Origin of the sequence: Flavobacterium notoginsengisoli, from assembly GCF_014207905.1 — a bacterium.
Lineage (GTDB): Bacteria > Bacteroidota > Bacteroidia > Flavobacteriales > Flavobacteriaceae > Flavobacterium > Flavobacterium notoginsengisoli_A.
Window position 1 is genome coordinate 288,261 of the sequence record NZ_JACHLB010000001.1, and the last position, 13,977, is coordinate 302,237.

General features: G+C 35.1%; 9 protein-coding genes. 4 read left to right on the plus strand and 5 right to left on the minus strand.

Going from position 1 to position 13,977, the window contains the following annotated elements; all coding sequences use genetic code 11:
* Window positions 1–228: 228 nt before the first annotated feature.
* The 4 genes from HNP35_RS01285 (at window position 229) to HNP35_RS01300 (ending at window position 4,155) form a co-directional block, all read left to right on the plus strand.
* Window positions 229–780, plus strand: coding sequence for a CvpA family protein (locus HNP35_RS01285; RefSeq protein ID WP_184159210.1), 552 nt, complete (start codon window positions 229–231; stop codon window positions 778–780).
* 381 nt (window positions 781–1,161) lie between these two features.
* A complete protein-coding gene (locus tag HNP35_RS01290) occupies window positions 1,162–2,265 on the plus strand; it encodes a helix-turn-helix domain-containing protein (protein WP_184159208.1) in 1,104 nt (367 codons plus the stop codon).
* A gap of 215 nt (window positions 2,266–2,480) precedes the next feature.
* Entirely contained in the window at window positions 2,481–3,473 is a 993-nt protein-coding gene (locus HNP35_RS01295; protein ID WP_184159206.1) for an alpha/beta fold hydrolase, read from the plus strand.
* 7 nt (window positions 3,474–3,480) lie between these two features.
* On the plus strand, window positions 3,481–4,155 hold the full coding sequence (locus tag HNP35_RS01300; protein WP_184159204.1) for a hypothetical protein: 675 nt from the start codon (window positions 3,481–3,483) through the stop codon (window positions 4,153–4,155).
* A 397-nt stretch (window positions 4,156–4,552) separates the two neighbouring features.
* On the opposite strand, the gene HNP35_RS01305 is transcribed toward HNP35_RS01300, so the two are convergent.
* From HNP35_RS01305 to HNP35_RS01325, 5 genes are all read right to left on the minus strand, one after another.
* Window positions 4,553–5,290, minus strand: a complete 738-nt coding sequence (locus HNP35_RS01305; protein ID WP_184159202.1) for a helix-turn-helix domain-containing protein — start codon at window positions 5,288–5,290, stop codon at window positions 4,553–4,555.
* Between the two features lie 117 nt (window positions 5,291–5,407).
* Window positions 5,408–7,816: a glycoside hydrolase family 95 protein gene (locus HNP35_RS01310; protein WP_184159199.1), complete on the minus strand. Its 2,409-nt coding sequence runs from the start codon at window positions 7,814–7,816 to the stop codon at window positions 5,408–5,410.
* A gap of 201 nt (window positions 7,817–8,017) precedes the next feature.
* Window positions 8,018–9,964: a sialate O-acetylesterase gene (locus tag HNP35_RS01315; RefSeq protein WP_184159197.1), complete on the minus strand. Its 1,947-nt coding sequence runs from the start codon at window positions 9,962–9,964 to the stop codon at window positions 8,018–8,020.
* Window positions 9,965–10,076: 112 nt separating this feature from the next.
* Complete coding sequence (locus tag HNP35_RS01320; protein WP_184159195.1) at window positions 10,077–11,567, minus strand: cellulase family glycosylhydrolase; 1,491 nt, start codon at window positions 11,565–11,567, stop codon at window positions 10,077–10,079.
* Between the two features lie 96 nt (window positions 11,568–11,663).
* Window positions 11,664–13,901 (minus strand): glycoside hydrolase family 3 C-terminal domain-containing protein, encoded by a 2,238-nt coding sequence (locus tag HNP35_RS01325; RefSeq protein ID WP_184159193.1) that lies wholly within the window; start codon window positions 13,899–13,901, stop codon window positions 11,664–11,666.
* Window positions 13,902–13,977 lie beyond the last annotated feature (76 nt).

Genomic DNA, 13,977 nt, shown 5'->3' on the forward strand with positions numbered 1-13,977 from the left:
TGTTGATTTTAGATGTTAGATTGCTGATTAAAATCTATTCTGAGGGGGCAGAATGCAATCTGAACTCTAAATTTTGATTTGCAAAGATACATAGTTCAACACATTGCACCCAAAAAATAAATACACAGAAAAAAGAAAGCCCTAAAAAACCTTTGAACCTTTGCCACTATGAGCCTCCGAACCTCAAAAAAAACTATCTTTGCGCCTCATTAAACACCAAACCAAAACATGAGTTTTTTTGATATTATCGTAGCCGCACTTCTGGCTTTTAGTTTATACAAAGGCATTAAAAACGGACTTTTTGTAGAAGTCGCTTCTTTTATTTCGCTGTTATTAGGAATTTATCTGGCTATTAAATTTTCGTCTTTAATGACTGGAATAATTTCAAAACATGTTTCTTGGAATCCAACTAATATTCAGATTACGGCTTTTATCTTAACTTTTATTCTGGTTGTAATTGGTATTTATTTTTTAGCCAAAATTTTAACCGGAATTGCCGATTTTGCCATGTTAGGATGGATGAATAAATTGGGCGGAGGCTTTTTCAGAATTTTAAAAACCATTTTGATTCTGAGTATTTTTATTGCTTTGTTTGAGAAAATCAATTTCAATAATACATTCGCTAAAAAGGAAACTTTAGACAATTATATTTTTTATAATCCCGTAAAAAAAGTCGCCGCTTTTGTTTATCCGTCGATTGAAAAATGGTACGAAACATTTAAAAAGGAGCATTCTGAAAAATCAAAAGAAAAGAAAGAAGAAACTACAACCAAAGAATAATTTATTTTGTCAGGCTGAGCGAAGTCGAAGCCCTTTTATAAACGAGAAGCTTCGACTTCGCTCCGTTTGACATTCGTTTTCAAATCAACAAACCCGACAGGTTTTAAAAATTCGTCGGGTTTTTTATTCAAAAGCCTCAGCGAGGCGATATATTTATAGAAATTAAATCACGCGAATGTAAAAAAAGCTCCAGCGGAGCGACATATATTTCACTCCACTGGAGCTCTTGATTCTAATGCTTTTATCTTTTCTATAAATATTTCGCTTCTCCGAAGCTTTTTAATTAACGCATACAAAACACCACGCATTCAAATATTTGCAAGAAATATTTTATCTTGCCCAAAAATTCCAACAAACCGATTTTAACCAAAAATCTAAACCATGTTGTATTTAACGGGCATTATAATCACCTTTTTTCTGGTCGTTATTCTCACCAGCAAAAAGAACAAAAGTGAAGCCGATAAAATTCTGGCGCTATGGTTGTTTTTTACGGGTTTTCATTTGTTTTTATATTACCTCCATTATAAAAAAGATTTTACTTCTTTTCCATTTCTATTAGGTTTTGAACTTCCGATGCCTTTATTGCAAGGTCCGTTTTTGTATTTATACACTTCGGCTTTAACCAATCAAAATCCGCATCGAAAATACAATTGGCTTCACTTTTTACCTTTTGTAATTGCCGTTTTGGTTCTAATGCCGTTTTTTACTTTATCATTTCAGGAAAAATTAACCGTTTTTCAGAACGATGGAAAAGGATACGAAAACTTGATTCTGATTTTGTACAGCGCTATTTTAATTTCCGGAATTGCTTATGCTTTACTTTCGCTTCAAAAACTTTCGAAACATCGAAAAAACATTTCAGATCAATTCTCTTTTAATGAAAAAATTAATCTTCGCTGGCTACAATATCTAATTCTAGGATCGAGCATTATTTGGCTGGTCGTGATTTTTTATGAAGATGAATATATCTTTTCAGTCGTTGTTTTTTATTTGATGTTTATTGGTTATTTCGGAATCAAACAAGTTGGAATTTTCACCAATCAGCCTATTTCACAAAATGATAATTTTCAAAACCTAATTTTAGAAACCGTTTTTATTGAGGAAAATCAAACTGAAAAAATCAAATACGAAAAATCCAGTTTGAGTTCAGAAGAACTTCAATCCATTCATCAAAAACTAACTGAGATTATGCAGACTGAAAAACTCTATAAAAATCCAGATTTAACTTTAGCGGAATTATCTCAAAAACTAAATGTTCATCCAAACATTTTATCTCAGGTTATCAATTCGGCCGAAGGCAAAAACTTTTACGATTATATTAATTTACAACGAGTTGAAGAATTCAAAAAATTAATTCTTCTTCCTGAAAACGAAAAATTCACTTTACTTTCAATTGCTTTCGAATGCGGATTCAATTCTAAAACTGCTTTTAATAGAAACTTCAAAAAAGCAACTGGACTTTCGCCATCAGAATATTTAAAATAAAGTCTCGCTTTTTTAATCTCGCAGAGACGCGAAGTCGCTAAGCTTTATTAAAAAGAAAAAACTTCGCGACTTTGCGAGCAAATTTCAACAAAAAAACTTAACAACTCAGCATCTTAGCAACTTAGCCTCTTTAAAAAAAAGAACCACCTTACAAGTTGGGGCGACCAGCATAATACTGAAACTCATCTTTGCAGAAATTTTAATCAATTCTTGCAATGAAAACCAACTTATTTTACTCAGCCGTAATTGCTGTCTCAATTTTCTTTTTTAATGGATGTGAAAACGAAAATGACATTAACGAATCTGGATATTTAGTTCCGAAAACTGTCGATGAAGATCCCTCGCTTCCTTCCATTTTTGTGAATGGAACACAGCTCCATTCTGAAACTTTTGGAAATCCAACTGATCCAATGATAATATTTTTGCACGGTGGTCCAGGTTCAGATTATCGAAACGGATTAAACGTGCAGCAACTCGCAGACGACGGTTTTTATGTCGTTTTTTATGATCAGCGCGGTTCGGGATTATCAAAAAGACATGATAAGAAAAGCTACTCGATTCAGCTTGTTTTGAATGATTTAACCGAAGTGATTCAATATTACAGAACATCACCGAAACAGAAAGTTTTTCTTTTTGGGCATTCTTGGGGCGCCATGCTGGCTTCTGCTTATGTCAATCAATATCCAAATTCCATAAACGGAGTAATTCTTGCAGAACCGGGCGGACTTAATAAAAAACTCCTTGATGAATATGGAGAAATGAGCCGTAAAATCAATATTTTTTCTGAAATCACCAGTAATCTTTTATATGTCGATCAGTTTTTGACGGGAAAAGAAAATCAACACGCTATTTTAGATTACAAATACGGAATCTCTTCAAGTTTTACTTATGCGAAGGGAAATGATGAAGGAATTCCCGGCCCGTCTCCGTTTTGGAGAATTGGCACAACAGTTCTGGAAAGTTTTATTGATATTTCAGAAAATGAAGGATTTGATTTTACTACAAATCTGGATCAATATCAAACGAAAGTTTTGTTTTTATATGGCGAATTGAACAAATCATACGGATTGACTTTCGCGCAAAAAGAAGCTTCTTATTTTCCTATTTCTGAAATTGAAGAAGTAAAAGGAACAGGCCACGAAATGATTTATTTCAAATGGGAAAACGTTGAGCCGTTAGTGTTGAATTATTTAAATAATCTAAAATAATTCAACCATGAAAGCAATAGTAGCATTAATCACATTTCTCATTTCACTTCTAACAACTCACATTTCACAAGCACAAACCATTAATTGGGAAAGTCTTCAAGAAAATCAAAAACATATTTTAAGCGTAAATGTCGGCTGGGATTATAGTTTTGTTTACGGATTGAGTTATGGTTTTCATCTAAAAACCAAAATGCCGATTATTCTCGAAAGTTCCATTTCTTTAGCTTCGGGCGAAGTAATTTTTGATGATTTTAAAACCAAATTTGGCGGACAAATCAATTTCTATCAAATAAACAATTTCCGTTTCAATGCCTCGCTTCACGGAATTTATAGACGTTACGGAAATCCGCTCGTAACATTGCAGAATTTTGGTGCCGATGCTGGAATTGTTATCGGTTATTATAAACCAAAATGGTTTGCTTCAGGAGAATTTGGTTTTGATAAAGCAATTGTAACGCATTTTAAACATTCTGATATTTACAAAGATGTTTATCCCGATGTAAAAAATGGCTGGTACGAACCTTCAACTGGAGGAAATTTCAATTTCGGAGTTCAAGGCGGTTATTCTTTTGGCCGAAATGATATTATTTTAAGAGCTGGAAAAGTGGTGACACAGGATTTTAAAACAACACCGTTGATTCCGTTTTATGTTCAAGTAGGATATAATTATAAATTGGATTGATTGATTTTAAACACATAGAAACATAGATTTTTCTGTCTCTATAAAAAAGGTAAAAGAAGAAGCTAGCTTCCACACATAGCTATGTGAATTGATGCAAGTGAAACGCCTTTCTACGCAAAGCCAAACTATGTTTCTATGTGTTTAAAACTATTCCTAAAAACAAACCCGACAGTTAGAGAGCCTCAAAGAGGCTAAATATTTATAGAAATCCAATTACGCAAAAAGAAAGAGCTCCAGCGGAGCGACATATTTGATAAAGAAAATTATATGTCACTCCGCTGGAGCTTTATATTGTAGATGTCTATTCAATTCTATAAATATTTCGCTTCTCCGAAGCTAGAAAAACAAACCCAACAAGTTTTAAAAACCTGTCGGGTCAATACTATTTGTTTTTAGATTACTTTTTATCAAATTGTAATCCAGATGTTTCGCTAACTATCAGCCATTCACTATTGGTTAATCGCCATTCAGATGTATATTCTCCTCCAATTGGCTGACCTGAATTTAAAATCGCACTCCATTTACCTTTTTCAATCGCAACGGTATCATTAACGGCAATACTTGTCGATTTTATTTCGGTAAATTTAAACTTACTCGCTTCAACATTGTAGTAACTTTTAATGAAATCCTTACCACAACCTCGCGAAACAAGGCAGGCGTCTTCGCGATACAAATTAACCAAAAAGTTTATTTCACCGCTGTTAAACCATTTAATAAAATCAGAATTAGACTTTTCAATTTGTTTTTGAGCTTTAGCTTGTGCAAAGGTCTGGCTTGTCAAAGACGTAATCGCCCATATTACAGCAAATATTGTGATTGATAAAATTGATACTTTTTTCATAGTGTTTGTTTTTAAATTAAATAAATCAATAAAACTTATATAAAATTGCTCGAGCCATTTTTCAATTCTCCCTTTTGATTTCTCATTTTGAGAATTGAAGGAGTTTTCAAAATCAAGTTCCAATACTTCAAAAATCAACTTTACCGTATAATTTCTAGGAGTAACTTCTCCAGCTTCTATGCGCTGAAGAGTGCGTACACTCAGATTACATTTCTCTACAAGTTCTTCTTGAGTAAATCCTTTTGATTTTCTGTAATCTGCAATTTTCTTTCCTAGTTCTGGCTGTTGAATCATTTTGAAACTTTTAAGCAAAATTAAATCTCAGTTTTAAAACACTTCACGAATTTTAATCAATTTTATCACGTCATTTACCCGACATTTATATTAATTCATTGTTTATCAATACATTTATCACCAATTAATCGATTTTTTCTCTCCTTTTTTTAAGGCAATTTCTTGTTTTTCATCACCAAAAATTAGGGTTGTTTCTCCACCTTTTGCAGATGAAATGAAAAACTTATCAATCTTTTTATCTTTCCAACTCATTTCAATTTCAAAACCTCCTCTCGCACAGATTCCTTTTACAGAACCTTCTGACCAAGCATCTGGTAAAGCAGGCAATAATCGTATTTCATTTTCATCTGATTGCACCAACATTTCGGCAACTGCTGCTGCACCTCCGAAGTTTCCATCAATTTGAAATGGCGGATGCGCATCAAATAAATTCGGATACGTTCCTCCTCCTCTTCTCGGCTTTTCTGTTTTCTTTCCGTCAGGATCTACATAACGAAGTAATTCGCGAAACATTTTATAGGCACGATTTCCGTCCCAAAGCCTTGCCCAAAGATTAATTCTCCAACCTTTTGACCAACCTGTGGTTTCGTCCCCTTTTATTTCTAAAGTTTTCTTAGAAGCTTCGGCTAAATCCGGAGTTTTCAAAGGCGTAATATGATCACCTGGGAAAAGTCCGAATAAGTGTGATTGATGACGGTGTTTTGGGTCATTATCATCCCAATCAAAATACCATTCCTGAAGGTTTCCTTTTTTACCTATTTGATATGGATATAGTTTTGAAAGTGCTGTTTCCAGTTTTTTTCTAAAATCGGCATCTATATTTAATGCTTTTGAGGCTTTTATAGTTTTATCAAAACATTCGCGAATCATCGCCAAATCTGCAGTTCCACCATAAAGAGTTGCGCCTACAAATCCATTTGTCAATTTATATTGATTTTCTGGCGAAGTTGACGGCGAAGTAATTAAGTTTCCGTTTTTATCTGGAACCAACCACCCCAAACAAAATTCGGCCGCACCTTTCATTAACGGATATCCTTCTTTTTTCAAATAATCTAAATCTTGACTAAAAGTATAATGTTCCCAAATATGTGTACTTAACCAAGCTCCCGCCATTGGCCAGCATGCCCACATTGGATCCTCTTTTCCAAATTGCCCAACCGGATTGGTCATCGCCCAGATATCTGAATTGTGCGCCGCAGCCCATCCTTTATCAACTCCATAAAAAGTTTTAGCGGTAATCTTTCCTGTTACCGAAAGGTTTTTAATGAAACTCAAAAGCGAGGAATGCATTTCGGATAAATTGGTGTTTTCTGCCAGCCAATAATTTTCTTCCAAGTTGATATTCATCGTATAATTACTACTCCAAGGCGGACTTAAATGCGGATTCCAAAGTCCCTGCAAGTTTGCCGGAACGCCCAAAGTCCTCGAAGAACTGATTAAAAGATAACGTCCATAATTAAAATACAAGATTTCTAGATTTTTATCTTCACTTCCGTCAGCATAACGTAATAAACGTTCGTCTGTTGGCAAATCCGGAGCGGTCGTTTTTCCTAAATCTAAGTTGACGCGATTAAAGAATTTTTGATAATCGGCAATATGAGATTCTTTTAGTTTATCGAATGCTTTTGCGTACGCATTATTCAGATTTCCCAATGCAATTGATACATCGTCTAAACCTTCTGATGCTGGGTTTTTGTCAAAACCATTAAAGCTTGTTGCAACAGAAACAAAAATTATGGCTTCCGTCGCGTCTTTTAACGTTAAGGTTTCTCTAGAACTTGTAATCGTTCCGTCCGTTTTTTTGATTTGAACTAAACCTGTAAATCTTGTTCCTCTTTCTTTTAAGCTTAAATATTTTTGAGGAACATTATATCCAGCATTTTCATGAATTGGTGCTGAACCTCTCAATACCAAAATATTGTTTCGCACTTCGACATTTGACTGTAAAAGGCTTTTCAGGTTAATATCAAAATTTAAAGCTTCTTTTTGATCTGCTGTCAATTTGATAATCATCACTTTATCTGGAGCAGACACGAAATATTCGCGAGTATATTTTATGCCCGCCATTTCATAACTTACTTTTGAAATCGCATTCGAAAGATCCAATTCACGATGGTAATTTACCGCTTTTCCTTTTTCTGAATTATTGATTTCTAATGTTCCTAAAGGCGCATACGATTCTGAATTTTTTCCCTGAACTTTTTTATTGAGTTCTTCTGCCAGTTTATAGTTTTCATTTTGTAAAGCTTCTCGAATTGCCGGAATGTTTTTATACGCTTCCGGACTCATATTTGCATTTACGGGTTCGCCCGACCAAAGCGTAATATCATTCAAATAAATTTTATCTGAATTGGCGCCTCCAAAAACAGTCGCTCCCATTTTTCCGTTTCCTAAAACTAAGCTTTCTTCAAAAAATTCCGCGGGCTGTTTGTACCATAAAATACTTTTGGACTGTGCTGAAATGTCCGCATAGCAAGATGTGAGAAGTAAGAGGAGAAATGTTTTTTTTATGAGGGTTGAATTCATTGTTAATGCGTTTTTAATGTTACCTATCAAATGTTCCTATGGAACATTATTGCAATATCGTTTTTTGGATCAACGGATTTCATCCGTTGCTACCGACGAGTTGTTCCTAACGGAACATTTTTAATTTATTTTTCATTCAAACAAGTTCAAAAAACCGTTCAAAAGACTTTATACTTCTTACTAATTACTATTCACTAATAACTACTTACTCACTTTATATTTTTCATTTGCCGTAATCATTTCCCAATTGTCTGTTCTAAATGGTGACGCTGGAAATTTTTCCTTATTGAAAAGATTAATCGTCGTATCGTCGTCTGCCCAGCCGTAATGAACTGCTACTGGATTTTGAACTTTGTCGCTTGAAACAATTATTTTATTGTCTTTAATTATCGCTTTCGCGGAATGAAAAACTTTGTCTGATCCCGCGATTTCGAAACCTTTCAATTCATCATTATTTGGTGTTGACAATCCGCTGCCGATATTGTCGAAAGTCAAAATAATTTGGTTTCCTTTTATTTCCTGAGATTTATAAGTTGGTCCGCTGTGAACTTGTTTTTTGCCGTAAATATTATTCAGTGCTGTTGCTGCCAAACGTAATCCGATGTCTTGTTTGTTGGTTGGGTGAATGTCTTTTGCGTTTCCGATATCTGTTGTAACCGCCATTCCAGTGTTTGGCAATTTTAAGGTTTCAGATTGTGCTTCGCGGAGTTCTGCCCAACGGCTTCCTTTTTGACTGTTGCCGCCAAATTCATCAAAAGTAGATAATTGAACAAAGTAAAAAGGGAAATTTCCTTGTTTGAATTTTGTTCTCCAATCGGTAATCATTAACGGAAATGACTTTTTGTATTCTGCCGCTCTCCAAACATTCGCTTCGCCCTGATACCATAAAACGCCCTGCATCGCATAAAGCACTAACGGATTTACCATCGCATTGTACAATAATGACGGATAACTGTTTGGCGAAACTTCGATTCTCACCTTTACAACATTGAATTTCCAAAGTCCTTCAAGTGGGAGACTTGAATCTTTAAAGTCGATTTTTAAATCTTGCGGATCGCCGTAGATTCCACCTCCACCACTATAATCTGTAATTCTTACTGCAATTACGTTTGTTCCTTCTTTTAAGACATTGGCTGGAATTTTGTAAATTCTTTTAGCATCCCAAAGATTATTTGTTCCAATTTGAACTCCGTTTACAAATGTCTGATCTTCATCATCCACTTTTGCTAAATGTAAAGTTGCTTCTTTTTTAGCTTGTTCTGCTGTTAAAACAATTGTTTTTCGCATCCAGACAATTCCGTCAATATTTCCGATTTGCTGGTTTTCCCAAAGTGAAGGCACTTTTATTTCCGGCCAGTTTTTGTCTTGGAAATTTGCATTTTTAAATTGGTCTTCGTTTTCCATTGAAACATCAAAACCTTGCACTTTTTTCAAATTGTCTAAAACTGACTTTTTATAGGTTTCAAAAACAGCATCAATATCTACTGATGGAACATCGGCAATCATGGCTTTAAAATCTGGACTGTTTTCAAAAGCTTCACGGCTTGTCCAGGTTTCTACATTGGTTCCACCCCAGGAAGTATTGATGATTCCGATTGGGATTTTTAATTCTGCATACAGTTTTCTGGCAAAATAATAGCCAACTGCAGTGAAGTTGCCTACATTTTCTTTATTGGCTTCTTCCCATTTTCCTTGTTTTAAATCGTCTTTTGGTTTTCCGCTCAAATCCTGCGCTACACCAAAATGACGAATCATTGGATAATTTGCATCTGCAATTTCTTTTTGCGAATTCATAGTTTTAAAAACCTGAAATTCCATATTCGATTGTCCGCTGCAAATCCAAACTTCTCCAACCAAAACATTTTTGATGATGATTTTATTTTTTCCGATAATGCTTAATTCAAATGGTCCGCCGGCTTTTTCAGCACTTAAATTTACCGTCCATTTTCCGTTTTTATCGGCTGTTGTTTTCTTAATTTGTTTGTTGAAATGAATTTCTACGCTTTCATTCGCGTCAGCAAAACCCCAAATCGGAATTTGTTTGTCTCTTTGGAGCACCATTCCGTCAGAGAATATTAAAGGCATTCTTACATTAGCATTTGATAAAACACTAATTAACAAACAAATAAAAACAGATATTTTTTTCATTTCTATATAAATTGAATTGTTTAAACCATATAAGTGATATAAGTAAATATAAATTTAAAACACACAAAAACTTAAATTACCTTATATCACTTATAGGTTTTAAAAAGTTTTTTTATTGTAATCCTTCTTTCAAAGCGGTTAGAGCTTGTGTGTCGAAGACGGTATTATTAGTTCTATTCATGATTCCAAAACCGTTGTTTCCTAAACTTCCTTCATCCCAATAAAAAGGTAATAATCCATTTGCTTTTGCTGTTTTGACTACCGTTTTTAAATAATAGGCTCTCGAATTTAAATGCAAAGTCAGCGCATCTCCCGTTAAAGTCGTTCTCCTAATTGCTCCAAATTCACCCAACAAAACTGGAATTCCTTTGTCTACAAATTGGGTTTTCATTAATTTGAAATTCTTTTCTAAATCGGCTTCTTCTCCCCACGTTGCATTTCGTTCTGTATCGGTTGTTGAATGGAAACCATTTCCCCAATAATAGAACATTTTACCCCAAGTTTCATCTTTGGTTAAACCAGCAAAATTCCATGGAGAATAATAATGTACTTCGACCATCATTCTACCTGTCACTTTATCTACTGGCAATGTAGTCATTAATTTGTTAGTTTTTTCGATATCAGTTGTTGGTCCTTGAACAACTAGAACACGATTTGTGTTTTTTCCTCCAGTCGAACGAACAGCATCAATAAAAGTTTGATGATACGAAGTCAAAACAGCCATTTGCGTCGCATCTTCCACCGCTGGTTCGTTAGCGCTAGCAAAAAGCAAATGTTCATCGAATCCTCGTAAATGTGTTGCGATTTGTTCCCAAAACGCTTTTTGTTTGGCGTTGTTTTCTACTTTTTTAGCTTCGGTAATATTATTTTCCAGCCAACCGCCGTCCCAGTGAATGTTTACCACAACATACATATCGTTATCAACACAATATTGAACCACTTCTTTTACTCGGTTTAACCAATCTACTTTTATTTTTGCTGTTGCAGCATTTTCTAAATTCTGATTCCAAGAACACGGAATTCTAATGGCATTAAAACCATTTGCTTTTACAGCATCGATTAGAGCTTTGGTAACTTTTGGATTTCCCCAAGCCGTTTCTCCACCAGTTGCTTCCAACGTATTTCCGATATTCCAGCCTAATTTGATTTTTGCAGCCAATTCAACTGCAGAACTTTCCATTCCAGAAGCATCAGCTGCAATTGGATTAGTGTTATAATTTGGATACAAACTTCCCGCCGCCTGCGAAACAGAAATTGCTTCTGAGGCAAGTTCACCACCACTTAGCGTAATCACAGCATTTCGCAATGCTGTAGTTGTATTTTCTAAAGCCGTAATTTTTACTACGGTTTGTCCCGAAGTTCCAACAGTCTGACTTAATTTTATCCAACTGACAGTATTACTCAAAGTCCAAGTAACGCCATTAGAATTAATTGTTATTTCAATTGTATTTTCTTTGCTTTCAAAATCAATTTTGCTCGTAGTCGAAGAGAGCGTTTTTATAGCTGGTGGATTTTCTTCTTTATCCGAACTGCAGGCAGAAACTCCCAAAAAAGCAAAGCACAGAATAAAAGATAAAAGAAAATCTTTGATTGTTTTTTTCATTTGGTTTGGTTTAAGTTAAGTGTAAGTTTTTAAAATCAACGCCAGCTTTTAGTGGGCTGGCGTTGATAGTTTGGTTATTTTATAGCAGTAACAGATTTATTTAACTGTTACCTGAATTTCTTTTTTAATATCTCTTGAAGAAGTTCCTAATTTGATGGTATATTTTCCTGGTTCAACAGTCCATTTTTTAGAAGCAACATCGTAGTAAGCCAATTCTTTAACTGGTACTTTGATGGTTACTTTTGCCGAACTTCCAGCTTTTACATCTGCTTTTTTGAATCCTTTTAATTCCTGAGCTGCACGGGTAATTTTAGAATCAGATTTTGAAGTATATAATTGCACTACTTCTTTTCCGTCTACTTTTCCTGTGTTTTTAACGTCAACAGTAACTTCAATTACGTCTGTTTGAGCATAAGAAGTTTTGTCTGTTTTAGCATTATCAAGCGCAAAAGTCGTGTATGATAATCCGTAACCAAAAGGATAAAGTGGCGCTACATTTTTAGTATCAAACCAACGGTATCCAATTAAAAGTCCTTCAGCATAATTTACCGTTTTGTCTCCAGGGAAACTGTTTGTTGCGTGCGCAGGAGAATCTTTTAAAGCAACCGGCATTGTCCAAGGCAATTTTCCTGACGGATTTACTTTTCCTAAAATAACATCAGCCAAAGCATTTCCACCTTCAGAACCATTAAACCAAGACCAAACTACAGCTTGCGATTTTTTGCTTATTTCATTAATATCAAATGGAGCACCCGCAACAAAAACTACAATTGTTTTTGGATTTACAGCCAATACTTTTTTGATTAATTCTTCTTGTCCAAAAGGCAAGTGTAAATCTCTACGGTCAGAAGCTTCAGTTTCATAATCACGGTTTGAACCTGCAAAAATGATTGCCACATCTGAGTTTTTAGCTGCATCAACCGCTTCCTGAACTTTTGCTGGATCTAGTTCGTCAATTGTCACTGGACCATTTGCCGTAATATTTCCTAAATTCCCTCTGTTCTTTTTATCGTAACGCTCTAAATATCCTTCCGCATAATTGATTTTAACTGATGACGGAAGTCTATTTTTAAGACCCTCTAAAGGCGTAACTTCTCTTTTTGTTTTAACTCCAGCTCCAAATCCGCCAAGAGCGTTTTTCTTTGTGGCATTGTTTCCGATAACTGCAATAGATTTTACTCCGTCCACTTTTAGCGGAAGCGCATTATTTTCGTTTTTCAACAATACGATTGCTTCTGCAGCGATTTTGTAAGCATCCTGATAATGTGCTTCGGTTGCAATGCTTCCTTTGGCACGTTCGCCTCCACCCATTGCTTTAACTTGGAATAAAACTCTTAAAATACGTTTTACATGAAGATCAATTTCTTTCTCAGAAACTTCTCCAGATTTAACAGCAGCGATTAATTTATCGGCTAAGAAAAATTCATTGAAAGGTTTTGGTGTTCCCATTTCAATATCTAAACCGCTTTTTAAAGATTTTGCTGTAGAATGCACCGCAGCCCAATCTGAAACTACAACTCCTCTGAATCCCCATTCGTCACGAAGGATTTTATTTAGCATATAATCGTTCTCACATAAATATTCTCCTCTGAATTTATTGTAAGCTCCCATAATGCTATACGCTTTTGCTTCTTTTACCGAAGCCTCAAAAGCCGGAAGATAAATTTCGCGAAGTGTACGCTCGTCAATTTGTACATCAACAAAATCACGATTCGTTTCCTGATTGTTTGCAGCGTAATGTTTTACACACGCCATTACATCTTTTTCCTGTAAACCAACAATCAAAGGCACTGCGATTTTTTTATTCAAAAACGGATCTTCTGACATGTATTCATACGTTCTTCCTCCAAGCGGTGTTCTCACCATATTGATGGCTGGCGAAAGCAACATATCTTTGTCTCTTGCACGTAATTCTTCTCCTAAACTAGTTCCGAAAGTATGTGCCATTTCTGCATTCCAAGTGGCTGCCAAAGCACCTCCCGCAGGATAATAAGTGGCAAAATCGTTTGTCCAACCAGCCGGCGCCCAATTGTCTCTTGAAATTTCCTCACGAACTCCCAACGGACCATCGGCCATTTTTAATTCTGGAATTCCTAAACGTTTTACGCCTGCATTGGCAAACATGCTGTTTCCGTGAAGCATTCCGATTTTTTCTTCTAAAGTCATTTGCGAAATCAATTTATCAATTTCCGCATCATGATCTGTGCTTATTTCTTTTCCAACGTATTCTTCAGTCTGAGCCGAATTTGAAGCTAACGTCTGTGCATCATTTTTACAAGAAGTAAAAAATGCAAAAACCAAAGCTGATGAAAGGAATATCATTTTGTTTTTCATAGATAGTTAGGTGTTTTGATTTAAAGATTTTGATCCTCACACATTATCTCTAAATACCGTTAATATTATATGTTTG